Raw genomic sequence first — 19,014 nt, forward strand, 5'->3', positions numbered from 1 at the left:
GTGTGGAAGGATTGTGGGAGCTCCCGCGCTTCCCGCGGGTCCGCCCGCAAGCCGAGTTGGAGGTCAGCGTGACCGCGACCGACCCCTCGCTCACCGCCCTCGCAGACGGCTGGTGCGCGCTGTCCCTGCTGCACGGCAGGATCGAGTCCCATCTCGAGCGCGCCCTGCAGCGCCACGGCCTGAGCGCGCGGGAGTACTCGCTGCTCGACGTGCTCAGCCGCCAGCACGACGGGGAGGGCGGCCACCTGCAGATGAAGCAGGTGGCGGACGCCGTGGTGCTGAGCCAGAGCGCGACCACGCGGCTGGTGACCCGCCTCGAGGACCGCGGGCTGCTGTCGCGCTACCTGTGCCCCACGGACCGGCGGGGCATCTACACCAACGTCTCCGAGGCGGGTCTCGCGCTGCTCGCCGAGGCCCGGCCGACGCACGACGCCGCCCTGCGCGAGGCGCTGGACGAGGCCGCCCGCGACCCCCGGCTGGAGCCGCTGGTGCGGGTGGTGGAGTCGGCGCGCACCCCCGTCTGACACCTCGCACCTCCGTCCGACACCCCGCACGCCCCCCGTCCGACACCCCGCACGACCACCCGGCCACCCCAGCCCGACCCCGGCCTCGGCGGGGGCGCGGCCGGGCGTCGCGGTGCCTCCGGCGAGCTCAGCCGGTGCCGAGGAGGAACGGCAGCAGGGCCTCGTAGGAGGGCGCCGTCCCGGGGGTGAGGCGCCGGGTCTCGCCGCGGTACGAGCGGACCTCCAGCCAGCTCTCGCGGGTGGCGTCGGGGAGCGCCGCCAGCAGGCTGCGCAGGTCGTCGGTCCGGAAGACCAGGAACTTCTTCCTGGCCGGCCGGTGGAAGGAGGGCTCCACGGCGTACCTCAGGTCCACCACCGGGCGCGGCTCACGGTCCCAGTCGCCCAGGCGTATCGCCCCGTGGCCGGTCGTCCGCGCGTCGACCAGTACCTCGGTGTCCGCGTCGCCGATCTCGAAGTCGAAGACGGGGTGGGCGCTCGCCACCCGGGCGTGGCCCGACCCGGCGAGGGCGGGTGAGCGGAACAGGGCGTGCGTGAAGCGGCCGACCGGGGAGGGCAGGCGCACCTTGTGGTGGGAGCCGCCGTCGAACGGCAGGTCCCGGCGGGTGTCGAGGAAGGCGAGGAACGCGGCGACGGCCTCCGGGTCGTGCGAGGCGGCCCCCACGGCGAACCGGACGGCGCGGCGCCCGCCGTCGCCGAGCACCAGGTACTCGTGGAATCCGGCCCGCGGGCCGGCGGTCGCCGGTCGCCGCCGGTGGATCGCCTCGAAGCCGTCCACGGGCAGGAAGCCGTCCGCGCCCGGGAGTTCGTCGAGCAGCGGCCGGTCGTCGGCACCCGACCCCCTGCGGACACCCGGCTCAGTGCGGACACCCGACCCCCCCGCGGACACCCGGCTCCGTACGGGCACCGGACGCCTCGGTGAACCCTTTGCGCTGGTACTCCCGTGCCTTGCGGGAGGCGTGACGGCGGGCGTCCCGCTCGTCGTCGCGGGTGACCGTCATCGCCTGGCCGTTCCCGCCGACGACACCCCATCGGAGGTGGCAGCGGATGCCCTCCTGCCGGACCTCCCGGTACTCGGTCCGGCCGTCCGCGCACCGCTCGAACCGCCGCCACTCCCCCGCACCGCTCGCGTTCTCCACCGGGGCAGTGTGCCAGGGAGGACCGACGGTCCCCGGCCGCCCCGGCGCCCTCACTCCCCGTCGGCGCGGCCCTCGCTATCCGATCTCCACCACCCGTGCCCAGTCCGGCGGGAGGTCGGGGGTGTGGTCGGGGTCGTCCTCCGACCAGCGCGGGGCCCGCGGGAACAGGCAGACCACCGTGCGGCACGGGGGCCGGTGCTCGGGCCACGGGGTCTGGCCGTCGGTGAGGGCCACCACGACGTCGGGGCGCGGGCGGGCCTGGAGGGCCGTCGCGAACCCGGCGCGCAGGTCGGTGCCGCCGCCGCCGAGCAGCGGGATGCCCTCGCCCCGGCACATCGGCCCCACCCGGTGCGCGGCGGCGTCGCAGCTGACCACGCTCACCAGGTCGCCGCGGCCGCCCACCGCGCGGGTGATCGCGGTGACCTCCAGCAGCGCGCTGCCGAGTTCCAGGTCGCTCACCGACCCGGAGGTGTCGATGACCACCGTCACCCGCGGCGGCCTGCGCCGCAGGCTCGGCAGGACCACGCCGGGCAGGCCGGACGAGCGGCGCGAGGGCCGGCCGTAGGTGTAGTCCTGGCCGGCGCCGGAGCCGGTGGCCGCCGAGCGGATCGCCGCGCCCAGCAGCGCCCGCCACGGCTGGGGCGCGTGGAACACCTCGTCCGCCCAGCGCCGCCAGGTGCGCGGGGTCCGACCGGGCCGGGCGGTGATGCCCTGCGCGACCCGGAAGCGCACGGCGTCCCGCTCCTGGTCGCTCAGCCCGTCGGCGCCGTCCGGCCCGAGTTCCCAGGGCCGGGCGACGCCGTCCGCGCCGCTGCCGCAGTCCAGCCAGGAGAAGGGGAGGGTGTGCCGGCCGAGCCGGAAGCTCAGCAGGTACTCCTCCATCACCCCGCCCTCGGGCAGCCCCAGCGACCACGGGGTGACGGCTCCCGCCGGTTCCACCAGCCCGTCGCCGAAGGCGTCGTCGTTGATCTCGCAGTCGGCGGCGATGTTCATCCGCACCCGGTCCCCCGGCCCGGTCAGGTCGTGGGCCCGGGCCGCCCGGTCGCTGCGTCCGTGGTGGTCGCGGAGGAGGTGGGACACCTCGTGCACCCAGACGGAGGCCAGCTCCTCGACGGGCGTGGACGCCACGAACGCCGGGGAGGCGTAGCACCGCCAGTACTGGTCCACCGCCATGGTGGGGACGTGGGACGACTCGACGACGTGCAGCGCGTACAGCGCCGAGGCCAGGTAGGGGCGGGCCCGGGCGGCCTGCAGCCGGGCCGTGAACAGCTTGTCGAGGTCGAGGGGTTCGTGGCACGGCGGTGCGGGGGCAGGCCGGGGTGGGCCCGGGGACGGGGACGGCCGTGGCGGGTCGGTCGGACGCCGCGGGTCGGGCCGGGGGCGGGGTCCGCGCCGGGCCAGGTCGCTCGGTCTTGCCGTGACCTGCGGGGCGACCGCCGTTCCCCGGGTGCCGGTGGTGGGCCTCGTCATCGCGTCGCCCCCGCCTTCGCGGCGTCGGCGACCCGCCGGGCGGCCCGCACCGCGGCCCGGTCGGCGCCGCGGGAGAGTTCCACGGCTCCGGCCAGCCGCTCAATCGCCGCCGGCACGTCCCACTCGTCCTGCCGCAGGGTGGCCAGCGTGGTCGCCGGCACGACCACCAGGTCGGGGGCGCCCGTCTCCATGGCCCGCACCAGCACGGCCCAGGCGGCGTCCCACCGCTGCCTGGTCGGACGGTTCCGCACGGCCGCCACCACGCCGTCCAGCACCGCCTGGCGGAGGTCGCCCCGCTGCGGCAGCTCCGCCCCGGCCGGGTCGGCGAGGACGTCCTCCGGGTCCGGCAGGTCCATCCGGTCCATGCTCGCCAGCAGCTCCAGTCCGGGTCCGTCCCCGACCGTGCCCCTGACCAGCAGGGACAGCACGTCACGGTCGGCGCCCGCGGCGGTCGCGAAGGCGATCAGCCGCAGCGTCATGTCCCAGGTGCGAGGGGAGGGCCAGGCTCCGCCGCGGCGGGTCTCGGCGGCCGGCAGCTGGTGGACCAGCTTGGGCCGCGCGGTCAGCAGCCCGCACACCGCGCGCCGGGCGAGGTCGACCGCCGGAACCAGGGCGGCGGGGTCCAGCCGGGGCAGGGTGGCCCGCGGCCACACCCCGCCCAGGCCGCGGACCACCACCTCGGGGTCGTGCGCCCACATGAGGTGGACGAACCGGTTGGCGAGCGGGGCGCTCAGTTCCCACCCGTCGGCGGCGGAGGCCCGCGGGTTGGCCGCGGCGACGATGCGGACCTCCGGCGGCAGTCGGAGGGCGCCGACGCGGCGCTCCAGCACCAGACGCAACAGCGCCGCCTGCACGGCGGGCGGCGCGGTGGACAGCTCGTCCAGGAAGAGCAGCCCGCGGCCCTGGCGGACCAGGCGGACCGCCCAGTCCGGCGGAGCCATCGGCACGCCCTGCGCCGCGGGGTCGTCCCCGACGACGGGCAGGCCGGAGAAGTCGGAGGGCTCGTGGACGCTGGCGATCACCGTGGTCAGCGGCAGGTCCAGTTCCTCGGCGAGCTGGGTGACGGCGGCGGTCTTCCCGATGCCCGGCTCGCCCCACAGCAGCACCGGAAGGTCGGCGGCGACGGCGATGGTCAGCGCCTCCAGCTGCGGGTCGCGGCGGGGCTCGGTGTGGCTGTCGCCGAGCAGGCCCAGCAGGGCGGAGGCGACGGCGAGAGGGGTGGCAGGGCCGGCGGCCGGGGCGGTGGGCAAGGTGGTGGTGGGCAGGGCGGTGGGCAAAGTGGGCGTGGTCATGACCAACTCCTTCGGGGCGTGACGAGGCACGTACGCGTCACCTGTGAGGCAGCACGCGGCACGGCGGGTGCTGAACGACGAGGTGCGGAACGAAGAGGTGCGGAACGAAGAGGTGCGGAACGGCGGGGTGCGGAACGGGAAGGTGCTGACGCGGGTTTCAGCCGGTGGCGGCTTCCCCGGCACGGCGCCGCACGGCGCGGCGGTAGGAGGGGGTGACCCTGTTGGACTGGTGGTGGCGGGGCACGCCGCGGAGCCGGCCCGGCTCGAAGAGCCCGGCCCGGAACAGGCCGTGGACGTTCCGACGCTCCGTCACGGCCTCCAGCGCGTCGAGCAACTCCCCCTCGCGCAGCACCGCCCGGGGCCCGAGCAGGGCCGTCACGACGTCCAGCGCGCCCTCGACGTCCCCGTGCGCGAGGCGCTCCTGGACGCCGGGCAGACATGCGGGGCTGCGGTGCGCCGCGTCAATGGCCCGCAGGCAGGGCAGCGGTGGTCCGCCCAGGGCGGCCAGGAGTTCCTCCCGGCGCAGCTCCGCCGGATCGTGGTCGAGCGGTGTCAGCACGCCGTCGACCTGGGCGATCCGGTGCAGTGCGCCGCGGCACTCGACCACGCCGGGCTCCCCCGCCCGGCGCGCGGGCGAGGTGCCGGGGCCCGGCGCGTGTCCGGGCTCCGGCAGGTGTCCGGGCGCGAGCGCGGAGGCCACCAGCGGATGCAGGTCGTGCGGCGTGACGAGACCGGCGGCGAGCAGGTCGAGGTCGGGCGGCACCCAGGTCGCGGCGTCCGGCAGGACCGGCAGGCCCGCCGGGGTGGCCCGCACCTCGCGCGCCTCGGCGATCTGCCAGGCGCCGCCGTCGCCGCCGCCGTCGTCGCGGGCCACCTCCAGCACCAGGCGGCCGCGGCCGCCGAGCGGCACCACCACGCTGCCCGCGGCGGCGCCCCGGTCGGCCAGCAGGAGGCCCGCCTCCTCGGCCCAGCGGCCCACCGCGCAGCGGCGTTCCTCGGCGAGGGTGCGCAGGCGCCCGTCCGGGAGGCCGGGAAGGTCCGCGGACTCCGCCGGGGCCGTGGACCGGTCCCGCAGTTCGCCCGCCCGGCTCGCGTCCCAGAGGTGGCGGTGCAGGTCGAGCCGGTAGCGGCGGCTCGGCGCGGGGTGCGGGTGGCGGTGGGCCGCGGCGTCCGGGTCCGCGGGGTCCCACAGGAGGAGGGAGATCCGCTGCCCGGCGTCCGCCCAGGCGGGGTCGGTGCGCACCACCAGGCACAACGGGTCACGGCCGTCGCCGCCGGCCCCGTCGTAACGGGCGAGCGGCAGCGTCAGGCCGGGACGCAGCAGTCCGTCCGGTGCGACCCTCGGCAGGTGCCAGCGCAGCAGGTCGGGCGCCAGCTCGCGCAGGTCGGCCCGGAGGCGGGCGGCGAACTCCCGCCCGTGGCGGCGGGAAACGGCGGGGAGGTCGAGGTCGACGTCGACCCGTGCGGCGGCACAGGCTCCCGCCCAGTCGCCGGTCTCGCGGCGGGCCGTCGCGGTCTCGATCATGGAGGGCGGCACGGCGTAGGCACGCACGCGCTGCCAGAGGGAAAGTCGTCCGTTCGCGGCTTCGGTGGGCATCAGCACTCACCTTGCGCGGACGGGACCCCCATTCTGTGAACACAGGTGGTCTTCATCGCCGCGAACGATACCCGCCCCCCGACGATCCGTCAGCCGCTTTTCCGTGATCTTCGCCGAGGGGGTTCGCCGTGCCCGGACACGTCTCTCAAACCCTCCAGTTGCACGCACATAACATCCAATAAAGGACAAAAACTCCTGGAAACGGGATTTCCAAACTGGAACAGTTCGTCTTTCTGTACCTCTCGCCTCAAGCAAGGTAAGGTTCGAGACCATGACCGCACACCCCGCCTCGCCCGCCGAGGAACTGCGCGGCGCCGGCCTGCGGGTGACGGCAGCCCGCGTCGCGCTGCTCGAAACCGTCAGGGCGGGTGACCACCTCGGCGCCGAGGCGATCGCCTCCGGCGTCCGCGAGCGTGTGGGCCACGTGTCCACCCAGGCCGTCTACGAGGCGCTGCACGCGCTGACGGCCGCGGGACTGGTCCGCCGCATCGAACCGGCCGGCAGCCCGGCCCGGTACGAGGCGCGGGTCGGGGACAACCACCACCACGTCGTGTGCCGCTCCTGCGGAGCGGTCGCCGACGTGGACTGCGCGGTCGGCGAGGCGCCCTGCCTGACGGCCTCGCAGAACCACGGCTTCGTCATCGACGAGGCCGAGGTGACGTACTGGGGCCTGTGCCCCGCCTGTTCCACAGCTCGCAGCACCTGAGCCGTGATCGCCTGATCCAGAAGGACAGACATGACTGAGAACCACGACGCTATCGTCACCGAGCCGAAGGCGGAGACGGGCGGCTGCCCCGTCGCGCACGGCGCGCGCGCCCCGCACCCGACCGCGGGCGGCGGCAACCGCCAGTGGTGGCCGGAGCGGCTCAACCTCAAGATCCTCGCCAAGAACCCCGCGGTCGCCAACCCGCTGGGTGAGGACTTCGACTACGCCGAGGCCTTCAAAGGCCTCGACCTGGCCGCGGTCAAGCAGGACCTCGCCGAGCTGATGACCGACTCGAAGGACTGGTGGCCGGCGGACTACGGCCACTACGGCCCGTTCATGATCCGCATGGCCTGGCACAGCGCCGGCACCTACCGCATCACCGACGGCCGCGGTGGCGCGGGCGCCGGTCAGCAGCGCTTCGCCCCGCTGAACAGCTGGCCGGACAACGTCAACCTGGACAAGGCCCGCCGTCTGCTGTGGCCGGTCAAGAAGAAGTACGGCAAGGCCATCTCCTGGGCCGACCTGATGATCCTCGCGGGCAACGTCGCCCTGGAGTCGATGGGCTTCAAGACCTTCGGCTTCGCCGGTGGCCGCGCGGACGTGTGGGAGCCCGACGAGGACGTGTACTGGGGCCCGGAGACCACCTGGCTCGCCGACGAGCGCTACTCCGGCGACCGTGACCTCGAGGAGCCGCTCGCCGCGGTCCAGATGGGTCTGATCTACGTCAACCCCGAGGGCCCCAACGGCAACGGCGACCCGCTGGCCGCCGCCCGCGACATCCGCGAGACGTTCCGCCGCATGGCGATGAACGACGAGGAGACCGTCGCCCTGATCGCCGGTGGTCACACCTTCGGCAAGGCGCACGGCAACGGCCCGGCGGACTCCGTCGGCGACGACCCGGAGGCGGCCGCCCTCGAGGAGCAGGGCCTCGGCTGGAAGAACAGCCACGGCACCGGCAAGGGCGCGGACACCATCACCTCGGGTCTCGAGGGCGCCTGGACGTACGAGCCCACCAAGTGGGACAACGAGTACTTCAAGATCCTGTTCGGCTACGAGTGGGAGCAGTTCCACAGCCCCGCCGGCGCCCTGCAGTGGCGTCCGAAGCACGGTGCGGGCAAGGTCGTCCCCGACGCCCACCTCGAGGGTGTCCGGCACCAGCCGATCATGTTCACCACCGACCTCGCGCTGCGCATGGACCCGATCTACGAGCCCATCTCGCGCCGCTTCCTCGAGGACGAGCAGGCCTTCGCCGACGCGTTCGCCCGCGCCTGGTTCAAGCTGACCCACCGTGACATGGGCCCGGTCCGGCGCTACCTCGGCCCGGAGGTCCCCTCCGAGGTCCTCATCTGGCAGGACCCGCTGCCGGAGCGCACCTTCGAGGTCGTCGACGAGGCGGACGTCAAGGCCCTCAAGGCCAAGATCGCCGAGGCCGGCCTGAGCGTGCAGCAGCTGGTCTCCACCGCGTGGGCCTCCGCGTCCTCCTTCCGCGGCAGCGACAAGCGCGGTGGCGCCAACGGCGCCCGCATCCGCCTGCAGCCGCAGATCGACTGGGAGGTCAACGAGCCGGAGAAGCTCAAGACCGTCCTGCGCACCCTCGAGGGCGTCCAGGAGTCCTTCAACGCCTCCCTCTCCGGCGGCAAGCAGGTCTCCCTGGCCGACGTGATCGTCCTGGCCGGCGCCGTCGGCGTCGAGCAGGCCGCCAAGGAGGCGGGCTTCGACATCGAGGTCCCGTTCACCGCGGGCCGCGTGGACGCCACCCAGGAGCAGACGGACGTCGAGTCCTTCGCCGCCCTCGAGCCGAAGGCGGACGGCTTCCGCAACTACCTCGGCAAGGCCAACCGCCTGCCGGCCGAGCACCTGCTGCTCGACCGCGCCAACCTGCTCACCCTGAGCGCCCCCGAGCTGACCGTCCTCGTCGGTGGCCTGCGCGTCCTGGGCGCCAACTACCAGGACTCCGCCCACGGTGTCCTGACCGAGGCCCCGGGCAAGCTCAGCAACGACTTCTTCGTCAACCTGCTCGACCTGGGCACGACGTGGAAGCCGGTGGACGGCGACAGCAACCTGTTCGAGGCGTTCGACGACGCCACGGGCGAGAAGAAGTGGACCGGCACGCGTGCCGACCTCGTCTTCGGTTCCAACTCCGAGCTGCGTGCCCTCGCCGAGGTCTACGCCTGCGACGACGCCAAGGAGAAGTTCGTCCAGGACTTCGTCAAGGCGTGGAACAAGGTCATGGACGCGGACCGCTTCGACCTGGTCTGATTCGACCTGGTCCGACCGGTGGACGGAACGCCCCCGACCGGCCGCGAGGCCGGGCGGGGGCGTTCCCGCGTCTCCTGCCGGGTCGGGCGAACCGGGTGTCTCCCGCCGGGTCAGGCGACCGGGCTCCCGGCCTCCGCGGCCCGCCGCCGGCGCCGAGCCTCGCGGGCCAGCACGGCGCCCAGCGCGACCCGCAGCCGCACCGGCAGCGGCGTGACCACGACCCGCACCACCCGGGCGAGCCGCCGCAGCCACCGCTCCCGGCGCGCGGACCAGGGCAGGCCGAAACGTTCCCGCAGCGCGGGCGGCAGCACTCCGGCGGTCACGAACAGCGCGGCGCGTCCGGCCGCCCGGCCCACCGGCCGCCACAGCGCCCCGGGGATCCAGGACGCCGGCCGGGCGGGGGCGGCCAGCGCGTCGAGCACGTCGCGCACGGAGCGGTTCATCTCCAGCCGGTCGGCCACCATCGCGTCGTAGTAGGCCCGAAACGCCTCCCAGTCCGGCGGCAGATGGTGCTCCTTGAGTCCCCAGACCCGCCCGACGTCCCGCATCTCGCGGTAGTAGGCGGCCAGTTCGTCCTCGCCGAGCTCCCGGCCGAAGAGCCGCATCGCGTCCACCGGCGCCTGGACCAGGGTGGCGTGCACCCAGTGGTAGGCCTCGGGGTGCAGCGCGTGGTAGCGGCGTCCGGAGGCGTCGACGCCCTTCATGTCCGCGTGCACGCCGATCAGCCGCCGGGCCTCCGCCGTGGCCGCCTCCTGCCCTCCGTAGATCACCGTGCTCAGCGACAGCAGCGTGCGGCCCAGCCGGGGCCAGGGCTCGGCCCGGAAGTTGCTGTGGTCGGCGACGCCGGCCCCCACCACGGGATGGGCGACCTGGAGCAGCAGCAGTTCGGGCGCCAGCAGCAGCGACCGCACGTCACCGAAGATCCGCCACACCGGTCCCCCGGGCAGCGGCGCCCGCACCCGCGCGGGGGTGGGGACGGACGGTGTCGCGCTCATGGCTGTCTCCTCGGTCCGGTGCGGCCCCTGGAAGGCCCGGAAGGGCCGTTCGGCCCGCGGGAAACGCCGCGACGGCGGCACGGGGGAAACCCGTGCCGCCGTCCGGCGGTGCAGAAGTGGCGGTGCGGAAGTGCGACGCCGGTCAGGCGGCGACGGCGCGGCTGCGCTCGGCGACCTGGGACAGCACCTCGGTCAGACCGGCGACGGCCTCGGTGTCGTCGGCCGGGTGCAGCTCGGCGAAGCGGACGACCGAGCCGGCGATGGCCAGCTTGGGCTCCTCGACGACCGCGGCACCGGCGATGCCGAGGGCCTTGCGGGCCTCGTCCTGCGCCCAGACGCCACCGTACTGGCCGTAGGCGGTGCCGACGACGGCGGTCGGACGGCCGGTCAGGGCGCCGGCGCCGAACGGACGGGACAGCCAGTCGATGGCGTTCTTCAGCACGGCCGGCATGGTGCCGTTGTACTCCGGCGTGAAGAAGAGGAAGGCGTCGGCGGAGCCGGCGGCCTCCCGCAGACGGGCGGCGGCCTCGGGCAGCGAGCCCTCGACGTCGATGTCCTCGTTGTAGAACGGCACCTCGGCCAGACCCTCGAAGATCTGGACCTCCACACCCTCGGGGGCGTGCTTGGCGGCGGCCTCGGCCAGCTGGCGGTTGTGCGAGCCGGCACGGAGGCTGCCGACAAGGGCGAGGATGCGGACGGACATGAGCACTCCCTGAAAGACGGTACGAACCGGTGGCGGCAGGTCGGGCCGCCCCAGGAGCCGGCAGGACCAGCTCTCGTTCAAATTTGTACCACCTATCCGGACCGCGGTCCACTTCGGTCGTGTTGCGGTACTGTGAAGCTCATGGACACCGCCGTACCGCCGCCCTCGGGTGAGCCGCTCACCCTCGCCGACGCCGCGACGGGGCAGTCGGCGGACGCGTCGGGCGGACCCTGCGGGCTGCGCGCGGACGCGGCGCGCAACCGGGCCCGGCTGCTCGACGCGGCCACCCGCCTGCTGGCGGAGCTCGGCGTGGCGCATCTCACCATGGAGGCCGTGGCCCAGGCCGCCGGCGTCGGCAAGGGCACCGTCTTCCGCCGCTTCGGCGACCGCACGGGCCTGCTGATCGCCCTCCTCGACCACCGTGAGCGGCAGTTCCAGGCGTCGTTCCTCTCCGGCCCCCCGCCGGTCGGTCCGGGCGCCCCGGCGCTCGAGCGGCTGCACGCCTTCGGCCCCGCCGTGCTGCGCCACGAGGCCTGTCACCAGGAGCTCTTCCTGGCCCTGCAGAACGACCCGCTGCGGCACCTCAGCAGCGCGCCGCACCAGCTGCGTCACACCCACCTGACCCATCTGCTGCGGGAGCACGGGGCCGGAGGTGACGTGGAGCTGCTGGCCCACACACTGCTCGCCTTCCTGAGCACCTCGCTCACCCACCACCTGACGGTCGGCTGCGGCATGGCGCTGGAACGCGTCGAGGACACCTGGCACCACCTGGTCGCGCGCCTGGCGTCCTGACCGCGGGGCGGGTCCTACGGCGCGGGCCGGCCCCCGGCGGCGGCGCGGGATCGCCGCCCCGTGCGGGGCCGGTCGGCCTCAGGAGCGGTCGCCGCCCCCGGACCTGTCCTCGCTGCCCGACCGGCCGCCGTCACCGGGCCGGTCGCCGTCAACCGGCCGGTCGCCGCCGTCGGACCGGCCGCCGTCGCCGGACCGGCCACCGTCCTCCGGGCCTTCCCGCGAGTCGTCGCCGTCGCCCCCGGCGCGCCGCTGCCGCACCCGGACCACGATCCAGACCACCAGGCCCACCGCCGCGGCGCCCAGTACCACCTTGGACAGCACGCCCACGTAGTTCTGGACGAGCTCCCAGCGGTCGCCCAGCAGGTAGCCGGCCAGCACCAGCGCGGCGTTCCAGATCAGGCTGCCGAGTCCGGTCAGCCCGAGGAAGACCGGCAGCGGCATCCGCTCCAGCCCGGCCGGCACCGAGATCAGGCTCCGGAACACCGGCACCATCCGGCCGAAGAAGACGGCCTTGGTGCCGTGGCGGGCGAACCACTCCTCGGTCCGCTCCAGGTCGGAGGTCTTCACCAGCGGCAGCTTGCCCCACACCGCGTACATCCGCTGCCGGCCGAGCAGCATGCCGATCCAGTAGAGGACCAGTGCGCCCACCACCGAGCCGAGGGTGGTCCAGAACAGCGCGGACGCCAGGCTGAGCACGCCCTGCGCCGCGGCGAAGCCGGTGAGCGGCAGGATCACCTCGCTGGGCAGCGGCGGGAAGAGGTTCTCCAGCGCGATGGCGAGCCCGGCTCCCGGACCGCCCAGGGTCTCCACCAGGTCGACGGCCCAGCCGGCGATGCCGCCCGGGCGGTCCTGCTGTGCGGCGGCCAAGGACGAGAGGTGCATGGAGTCTCCGGGCCGCTCGGGCCGTGCAGGGAACAGGGGTCCGTCTCCACCCTAGGAAACCGGGGGCCGAGACGACGGGGCGGACGGCCGCGGCCCTCGGTGGTGTTCCGCACACCGGGCCGTCCGCTTCCGTTCATCACTCCCGGTTACCCCCGGCGGGCAGGCCCAGCCCTTCGACCACCTCGGCCCCCGGCAGCTCCGCCAGCGCCCGGCCGGGCACCAGCAGCTTCCCCCGCCGCCGTCCGCTGCCCACCAGCGCGTAGGGCAGCTCGGCCACGGCCGCGTCCACCAGCAGCGGCCATCCCTCGGGCAGGCCGACCGGGGTGATCCCGCCGTACTCCATTCCGGTGAGCCCGGTCGCCGTCTCCATCGGGGCGAACGACGCCTTGCGCGCGCCCAGCCGCCGCCGCACCACGCCGTTGACGTCCGCGCGTGTGGTAGACAGCACCAGGCAGGCCGCGAGGCTGGTCTCCCCGCCCCTCCTGCCCGCGACCAAGACGCAGTTGGCGGACGCCTCCAGCAGGTCGCGCCCGTAGTGCTCGACGAAGACGGCGGTGTCCGCCTTCTCCGGGTCGGTGTCGACGTAGACGATGCTCTCCGCCGGCACGTCGCCCTTCCACCGGCGGACGGCGTCGGCGACCGGGGCGACGAGTTCGTCCAGGCACTCGGGGGCGGGACGGGCGGAATCGAAGGTTCCGATGGGTGCGCGCATGGCGGCACGGTACCGAAAGGGCGCTCCCGCCTCGCCGGGGGTTCGCTCCCCGGCGGGTCACTCCGCCGCGGGCTCCCGGACGCGCTCGGCGCCGGCGGGCCGCGCGGCCCGCCCGTCGGCGGGTTCCGCCCGGCGCGCGGCCTGCTCCTCGTCGAGTTCGGCGAGCCGGGCCAGCGTCTCCTCGTCGAGCGTGGCCAGCGCGAGCAGCTGCTCGGGGGTGGCGTCGGCGGGGATGGGCGACGGGGGCGGCGTGCGCAGCGGCGGCTGCCAGCCCAGGTCGGGGGTCCAGCGCCGGACGACCTTGGCGGGGGCGCCGACGACCACCGAGTGGTCGGGCACCACGCCGCGGACCACCGAGCCGGCGCCGACGACCACGTTCCGCCCGATCCGGGCGCCGGGGAGGATCACCGCGCCGGTGCCGATCCAGCAGCCGGGGCCGATCTCCACCGGCTCGGCGCGCGGCCACTGCTTGCCGATCGGCTGGTGCGGGTCGTCGTAGGAGTGGTTGGTGGAGGTGACGTAGACGTACGGCCCGAAGTAGCAGTCGTCGCCGATGGAGACGGGGGCGTCGGCGATGACATGGCTGCCGCGCCCGAGCACCACTCCGTCGCCGACGCGCAGGACGGTCTCGGTGCCGAGGTCCAGGTCCGGCATCAGACCGGCGGTGAGGGTGACCTGCTCGCCGATGATGCAGTAGGAGCCGAGTTCGATCCACGGTTCGCCGAAGACGGTGCCGAGGGGGAAGGCCAGCTTGGTGTGCGGGCCTATGGAGCGGAAGCGCAGCCGCCCCGGCTGTTCGGCGGAGACCGATCCGGCGCGCTGGACCCACGCCCAGGCGGCGTGCACGCCGCGCTGCACGAGGCGGCGACGCCACGCGGTGAGGGTGTTCTGGCTCTTGGGCACCTGCTCACGGTAACCAGCGCGCCACACAGCGGCCCGGCCGGGGACCTGTGATCTTCACCCCAGCGCCGGTGGCATAACGTGCCGGGCACGGACGGCCGGCACAGGACGGCCACCACGAGGAGGGGCAATGACGCACGAGGCACTGATCGCGGGCATCGGCGGCAAGGAACCGGTGCTGGAGGAGGACGCCTACGCGGCGCCGACCTCCGTCCTGCTGGGAGAGGTGACGCTGCGCCGGGGCGCGAGCGTCTGGTACGGGGCGGTGCTGCGGTCGGAGGCCGGCCCGATCGTCGTCGGCGAGGACAGCAACATCCAGGACAACTGCACGCTCCACGTCGACCCGGGCTTCCCGGTGACCATCGGCCGGGGCGTCTCCGTCGGCCACAACGCGGTGGTGCACGGCGCGACGGTGGAGGACGACTGCCTGATCGGCATGGGCGCCACGGTGCTCAACGGCGCCGTCATCGGGGCGGGTTCGCTGGTGGCCGCGCAGGCGCTGGTCCCGCAGGGGATGCGGGTGCCGCCGGGCTCCCTGGTCGCGGGCGTGCCCGCCAAGGTGCGGCGGGAGCTCACCGAGGAGGAGCGCGAGGGCCTCAAGCTGAACGCGGCGCACTACACCGAACTGGCGCGCACCCACCGCGCCGTCCACGCGGCGGGCTGAACCGGCTCAGCGCTCGGCGGCCGGCTCGGGCTCCCGCTCGGCCGGCGCCGACGCCGGCTCGGGCGCCGGGTCCGCCGACGGTGCCGTCTCCGCTGCCGGTGCGGATGCCGGGTCCGCCGACGGTGCCGGGTCCGCCGACGTCCGGCTGTCGTCGGCGGCGGAGGCCGTCATGCGCGCGGCCCGCCGCTTCATCAGCACCATGGACGTGATGCCGACGGCCACCGCGAGCACCAGGCCGACCCAGGAGAACCGCTTCAGCCACGCCTCGGCGACGATGCCGACGTAGTAGATCACCGCCGTGGTGCCGCCCGCCCAGACGATGCCGCCGGTGACGTTGGCGATCAGGAACTTCCAGTACGGCATCCTCAGCACGCCCGCCAGCGGGCCCGCGAAGATCCGCAGCAGTGCGACGAACCGGCCGAAGAAGACCGCCCACATGCCCCACTTCTGGAACGACTTCTCGGCGGCGGCGACGTGCCCCTCGCTGAAGTGCCGTGGGAACCGCGCGCCCAGCCGGGCCAGCAGCGGGCGCCCGCCCTTGCGGCCGATGGCGTAACCGATCGAGTCGCCGATGATCGCGCCGGCGCTGGCGCAGATGCCGAGGATCAGCGGGTCGATGTCCGAGTGCTGCGAGGAGAGCAGGGCCGAGGAGACCAGGACGATCTCGCCGGGCAGCGGGATCCCCAGACTCTCCAGTCCGATGACGATGCCCACCAACGCGTAGACCGCGCCCGCCGGCACCGTCTCGAGCCATTCCTGGACGTGCACCTGTGCCTTCTTTCCTGCGTCTGCCGCCGGTTCGTCCGGTCGTCACGGGACCGGGGCGCGTCGTTCTCCACCGTGACGCGGGGGGCATCGCCATCCGTGCCCGCACCCGCGTCCGCACGCGGGGAAGCCTACAGGCCGCCGGACCCCGCCCCGCCGCCGTTCCGCCCCGGCGTCCGGCCTCTGCTACAGCACGGACGAGGAACGGTGACCAAAGCGTGTCCCTGCGCGACTAGGGTTACGGGCCATGTGGCCTGGACAGCAGCCGCCCGGTGGCGAGCAGAACCCGAACAACCCCCAGCAGCCGGTGAACCCCTATCAGCAGCCGGGGTACCAGCAGCAGCCGAACCCGTACCAGCAGCCGGGCACCTACCCGCAGCCCGGGTACCAGCAGCCGGGCACCTACCCGCAGCCCGGCCAGCCCGGCCAGTGGGGCCCCGCGGGGCCCGCGGGCCCGGCGCAGCCCTCCGGCGGCGGTCCGGTGGACCCGTCGCGGCGGACCAAGCTGGTCGCGATCGTCGCGGCCTCCGCCGTGGTGCTGACCGCCGCTGTGACCGGCTTCCTGGTGCTGGGCGAGGACGACGGGTCGACCGTGGCCGGCGGTGACGGCAAGGCGTCCCCGTCCGCCTCGAAGTCGCCCGCCCCGAAGCCGAGCGGCGGCGCCGCGGGCGAGAACCCGCGCGGCGGCGAGGCGCCGAAGGCCACCGTGCCCGGCTGGAAGGTCGTGGTGAACCCCAAGTGGGGCACCGCCTTCGACGTCCCCGCCGACTGGCAGGTCGAGACCCCGGGCACCTTCATCGGGTTCGAGAAGGAGGGCGGCGACATCGGCGAGGCGCTCATCGGGATGTCGGCGCCGGCGTTCTACAAGGAACAGTGGTGCGTCTCGGACGACGACAAGGACGGGCACGAGGAGGACATGTCCCTGGCCGCGGTCGGCACCAAGGGCGCCAACGGCGCCAAGAACACCGACGAGGTGGCCATCAACCACTCCGCGAACTGGGTCTTCGCCGGGTACACGCAGCCCGACAAGAAGAGCGTCACGGTCGACGAGAAGGCGAAGCCCTACACCACCGCCGCCGGCATCGAGGGCAGCATCGCCTGGGCCCGTTCGAAGAACACCCCGGCCAAGGGCAAGTGCGCCAGCGACGGCAAGGCCCTCACCTTCGGCTTCAAGAACTCCAAGGGCGACTTCGTGGCCTGGAGCCTCTACGGGGCCACCGGGGTCGACGACGAACTGTCCGACGAGACGGTCATGAAGATCCTCGACACGGTCCGTCTGCACGGCACCCCCACGGGCTGACGTTCCGGGGCGTCCGGAAACGGGTTTGGCAACGGCCCTGGTCTGCGGCGATAGTCAGGGGGTGACCACCCCGCCCGCCTCGTCGCCGCCCACCGGCGGCCGCCGCAACTACCTGCTGCTCACCGCCGCCGCCTGCGTCACCAACCTCGGTGGCGCGGGCGCCATGATCGCCTCGGCCTTCGCGGTCCTGGAGTCCGGCGGCTCGGGCGGCGACGTGGGCCTGGTGGTCGCCTCCCGCACGCTCCCGCTGGTGGTGTTCCTGCTCATCGGCGGGGCGGTCGCCGACCGGCTGCCGCGGCACCGGGTGATGGTGGCGGCGAACACCGTCAACTGCGTCTCCCAGGCCGCCTTCGCGGCGCTGGTGCTGGCCGGGGAGGCCCGGCTGTGGCAGATGATGCTGCTGGCCGGTCTCGGCGGCGCCGCGCAGGCCTTCTTCGGCCCGGCGTCGGAGGGCATGCTGCTCTCCTCCGTCCCGCCGGACCGGGCGAGCCGTGCCTTCGCCGTCTACCGCATGGCGATGCACGGCGCCTCGCTGGGCGGCGCGGCGCTCGGCGGCGCGATGGTCGCCGCGATGGGTCCGGGCTGGGTGCTGGCGGTGGACGCCGCCGCCTTCGCCTTCGCCGCCTCGCTGCGCGCCCTCCTCGACGTCCGGGGCATCGCCCCGCGCGAGCCGGGCGGCGGGATGCTCTCCGACCTCCGGGAGGGATGGCGGGAGTTCGCCTCCCGGCCGTGGCTGTGGGGCATCGTCGTCCAGTTCTCGGTGGCCAACGCGGTGGTCGCCGCGGCCGAGGCGGTGTACGGCCCGCTGGTGGCCCGCGACAGCCTCGGCGGCGCGGGTCCCTGGGGCCTGGCGCTGGCCGCGTTCGGCGCGGGCACGATGGCGGGCGGGCTGCTGATGACACGGTGGCGGCCGCGGCGGCTGCTGCTGGCCGGCACGTTGTGCGTCTTCCCGCTGGCGCTGCCCAGCGCGGCCCTCGCGGTACCGGTGCCGGCCGAGGTGCTGTGGGGCGTCATGTTCCTGACGGGGGTGACCGTCGAGGTCTTCGGCGTCTCCTGGATGACCGCCCTCCACCAGGAGATACCGGAGGACAAGCTGTCCCGGGTCTCCGCCTACGACTGGTTCGGCTCCATCGCGATGGTGCCGGTGGCGACGGCGCTGGCGGGGCCGGCCGAGAGCGCGTTCGGCAGGGGGGCCGCGCTGTGGGGCTGCGCGGGGCTCGTGGTCCTCGTCACGGCGGCGGTCCTCCTCGTGCCCGACGTCCGCAACCTCACCCGCCGCCCCAAGCCGCCCGTCCCCACCATCCCGACCCCCCGCGACGCCCCGCCCGGTGGCGAGTCCGGCGCCGAGGCGAGCACCGGGGCCGGCACTCCGCGCCCTTCCGCGGCGACCCCCGAGGCCCCGGCCCCCTGACGCGACACCGCCACCCCGCGGGGCTCGGCGGCGGGCTGTCTCAGCCGATGCCGAAGGAGCCCTGCGGGGGTTCGGGTGACGGGACCGCCGCGCCGTCCGGGACGGCTCCCGCCGCCCCGGCGAACCGCCGCAGCCCCTCCCCGTGCACCACCCGCGCCGGGAAGGCGTCGGAGGCCGCCCGCCGCCCCACCCCCGCGACGTCCAGCTCCCTCCCCGACCCGACCAGCACCGCGTTGCCGAACCGCCTCCCCCGCAGCATCCCCGGCTCCGCGATCATCGCCGTCTCCGCGAAGACCTCCGCGACCGTCGCGACCTGGGACCGCAGGAAGTCGAACGGCGCACCGTCGGCGAGGTTCGCGACGTACACCCCGCCCTCCCTCAGCACCCGGCCCGCCTCCCGCACGAAGCCAAGGGAGGCCAGGTGGGCCGGCACCCGGGAGCCGCCGAAGACGTCCGCCACCACCACGTCCGCACTGCCCGTCGGGGCCTCCTCCAGCCAGGTGCGCGCGTCACCCACATGGGTCCGCACGCCGGATCCCCCCGGCAGCGGCAGGTGCTCGAGGACCAGCTCCAGCAGACCCCGGTCGTACTCGACCACCCGCTGGGGCGACCCCGGCCGGGTGACGGCCACGTACCTCGGCAGGGTGAGCGCGCCGCCCCCCAGGTGGAGCACGTCCAGGGGCTCCCCCGGCTTCCCCGCCGTGTCCAGCACGTATCCGATCCGCCGGGCGTACTCGAACTCGAGATGGGCCGGCTCGTCCAGGTCGACGTAGGACTGCGGGGCCCCGTCCACGGTCAGCAGCCAGGCCCGGTCCCGGTCGACGTCGGGCATCAGTTTGGCGGTGCCGTGGTCGACGGCGCGGGTCACGGGTACGGGCTCGTTCACCGTGTCATTGTGCCGGTATG

19 protein-coding genes are annotated in these 19,014 nt (G+C 74.6%); 7 read left to right on the plus strand and 12 right to left on the minus strand.

Annotation, left to right across the window (positions count from 1 at the left end):
- Positions 1 to 68 precede the first annotated feature (68 nt).
- A complete protein-coding gene (locus ACWD3O_RS13675; protein WP_451415972.1) occupies positions 69 to 524 on the plus strand; it encodes a MarR family winged helix-turn-helix transcriptional regulator in 456 nt (151 codons plus the stop codon).
- Positions 525 to 651: 127 nt separating this feature from the next.
- Here ACWD3O_RS13675 and ACWD3O_RS13680 read toward each other — a convergent pair whose 3' ends face one another.
- The 5 genes from ACWD3O_RS13680 to ACWD3O_RS13700 all read right to left on the minus strand — a co-directional run bounded on the left by ACWD3O_RS13680 (position 652) and on the right by ACWD3O_RS13700 (position 6,019).
- Positions 652 to 1,410 (minus strand): hypothetical protein, encoded by a 759-nt coding sequence (locus tag ACWD3O_RS13680; protein ID WP_451415973.1) that lies wholly within the window; start codon positions 1,408 to 1,410, stop codon positions 652 to 654.
- Positions 1,379 to 1,660, minus strand: a complete 282-nt coding sequence (locus tag ACWD3O_RS13685) for a WGR domain-containing protein (RefSeq protein ID WP_451415974.1) — start codon at positions 1,658 to 1,660, stop codon at positions 1,379 to 1,381. Before ACWD3O_RS13685 ends, ACWD3O_RS13680 begins: the two co-directional genes overlap by 32 nt.
- 75 nt (positions 1,661 to 1,735) lie before the next feature.
- Positions 1,736 to 3,130, minus strand: coding sequence for a vWA domain-containing protein (locus ACWD3O_RS13690; protein ID WP_451415975.1), 1,395 nt, complete (start codon positions 3,128 to 3,130; stop codon positions 1,736 to 1,738).
- Complete coding sequence (locus ACWD3O_RS13695) at positions 3,127 to 4,422, minus strand: AAA family ATPase (protein WP_451415976.1); 1,296 nt, start codon at positions 4,420 to 4,422, stop codon at positions 3,127 to 3,129. The genes ACWD3O_RS13690 and ACWD3O_RS13695 overlap by 4 nt, the downstream gene beginning before the upstream one ends.
- A 157-nt stretch (positions 4,423 to 4,579) precedes the next feature.
- Positions 4,580 to 6,019 (minus strand): hypothetical protein, encoded by a 1,440-nt coding sequence (locus tag ACWD3O_RS13700; RefSeq protein ID WP_451415977.1) that lies wholly within the window; start codon positions 6,017 to 6,019, stop codon positions 4,580 to 4,582.
- A 271-nt stretch (positions 6,020 to 6,290) separates the two neighbouring features.
- Here ACWD3O_RS13700 and ACWD3O_RS13705 point away from each other — a divergent pair, with 271 nt between their 5' ends.
- On the plus strand, positions 6,291 to 6,725 hold the full coding sequence (locus ACWD3O_RS13705) for a Fur family transcriptional regulator (RefSeq protein ID WP_451412782.1): 435 nt from the start codon (positions 6,291 to 6,293) through the stop codon (positions 6,723 to 6,725).
- 30 nt (positions 6,726 to 6,755) lie between these two features.
- On the plus strand, positions 6,756 to 8,984 hold the full coding sequence (katG, locus tag ACWD3O_RS13710) for a catalase/peroxidase HPI (protein ID WP_451415978.1): 2,229 nt from the start codon (positions 6,756 to 6,758) through the stop codon (positions 8,982 to 8,984).
- A gap of 110 nt (positions 8,985 to 9,094) precedes the next feature.
- Here the strand turns inward: katG and ACWD3O_RS13715 are convergent, their stop codons facing one another.
- Together ACWD3O_RS13715 and ACWD3O_RS13720 are read right to left on the minus strand one after the other, a co-directional pair.
- Positions 9,095 to 9,979, minus strand: a complete 885-nt coding sequence (locus ACWD3O_RS13715) for an oxygenase MpaB family protein (protein WP_451415979.1) — start codon at positions 9,977 to 9,979, stop codon at positions 9,095 to 9,097.
- A gap of 142 nt (positions 9,980 to 10,121) precedes the next feature.
- Positions 10,122 to 10,682 (minus strand): NAD(P)H-dependent oxidoreductase, encoded by a 561-nt coding sequence (locus ACWD3O_RS13720; RefSeq protein ID WP_451412785.1) that lies wholly within the window; start codon positions 10,680 to 10,682, stop codon positions 10,122 to 10,124.
- Positions 10,683 to 10,823: 141 nt separating this feature from the next.
- Here ACWD3O_RS13720 and ACWD3O_RS13725 point away from each other — a divergent pair, with 141 nt between their 5' ends.
- Positions 10,824 to 11,474: a TetR/AcrR family transcriptional regulator gene (locus ACWD3O_RS13725; protein ID WP_451412786.1), complete on the plus strand. Its 651-nt coding sequence runs from the start codon at positions 10,824 to 10,826 to the stop codon at positions 11,472 to 11,474.
- A 78-nt stretch (positions 11,475 to 11,552) separates the two neighbouring features.
- On the opposite strand, the gene ACWD3O_RS13730 is transcribed toward ACWD3O_RS13725, so the two are convergent.
- From ACWD3O_RS13730 to ACWD3O_RS13740, 3 genes are all read right to left on the minus strand, one after another.
- Entirely contained in the window at positions 11,553 to 12,356 is an 804-nt protein-coding gene (locus tag ACWD3O_RS13730) for a DedA family protein (protein ID WP_451415980.1), read from the minus strand.
- Positions 12,357 to 12,492: 136 nt separating this feature from the next.
- Positions 12,493 to 13,068, minus strand: a complete 576-nt coding sequence (locus tag ACWD3O_RS13735; protein WP_451412788.1) for a YbaK/EbsC family protein — start codon at positions 13,066 to 13,068, stop codon at positions 12,493 to 12,495.
- 57 nt (positions 13,069 to 13,125) lie between these two features.
- Positions 13,126 to 13,971: an acyltransferase gene (locus ACWD3O_RS13740; protein WP_451415981.1), complete on the minus strand. Its 846-nt coding sequence runs from the start codon at positions 13,969 to 13,971 to the stop codon at positions 13,126 to 13,128.
- A gap of 127 nt (positions 13,972 to 14,098) precedes the next feature.
- On the opposite strand from ACWD3O_RS13740, the gene ACWD3O_RS13745 reads away from it, so the two are divergent.
- Positions 14,099 to 14,632: a gamma carbonic anhydrase family protein gene (locus ACWD3O_RS13745; RefSeq protein WP_451412790.1), complete on the plus strand. Its 534-nt coding sequence runs from the start codon at positions 14,099 to 14,101 to the stop codon at positions 14,630 to 14,632.
- Between the two features lie 6 nt (positions 14,633 to 14,638).
- Here the strand turns inward: ACWD3O_RS13745 and ACWD3O_RS13750 are convergent, their stop codons facing one another.
- A complete protein-coding gene (locus tag ACWD3O_RS13750; protein WP_451412791.1) occupies positions 14,639 to 15,400 on the minus strand; it encodes a DedA family protein in 762 nt (253 codons plus the stop codon).
- A 244-nt stretch (positions 15,401 to 15,644) separates the two neighbouring features.
- On the opposite strand from ACWD3O_RS13750, the gene ACWD3O_RS13755 reads away from it, so the two are divergent.
- On the plus strand, positions 15,645 to 16,697 hold the full coding sequence (locus ACWD3O_RS13755; RefSeq protein WP_451415982.1) for a hypothetical protein: 1,053 nt from the start codon (positions 15,645 to 15,647) through the stop codon (positions 16,695 to 16,697).
- 61 nt (positions 16,698 to 16,758) lie between these two features.
- The gene (locus tag ACWD3O_RS13760) at positions 16,759 to 18,108 is read left to right on the plus strand and encodes an MFS transporter (RefSeq protein WP_451415983.1); all 1,350 of its coding nucleotides are present in this window, start codon (positions 16,759 to 16,761) and stop codon (positions 18,106 to 18,108) included.
- A gap of 40 nt (positions 18,109 to 18,148) precedes the next feature.
- Here ACWD3O_RS13760 and ACWD3O_RS13765 read toward each other — a convergent pair whose 3' ends face one another.
- Positions 18,149 to 18,994, minus strand: coding sequence for a spermidine synthase (locus tag ACWD3O_RS13765; protein WP_451415984.1), 846 nt, complete (start codon positions 18,992 to 18,994; stop codon positions 18,149 to 18,151).
- Positions 18,995 to 19,014: the final 20 nt, after the last annotated feature.

This window comes from Streptomyces sp. NPDC002640, from assembly GCF_053592575.1.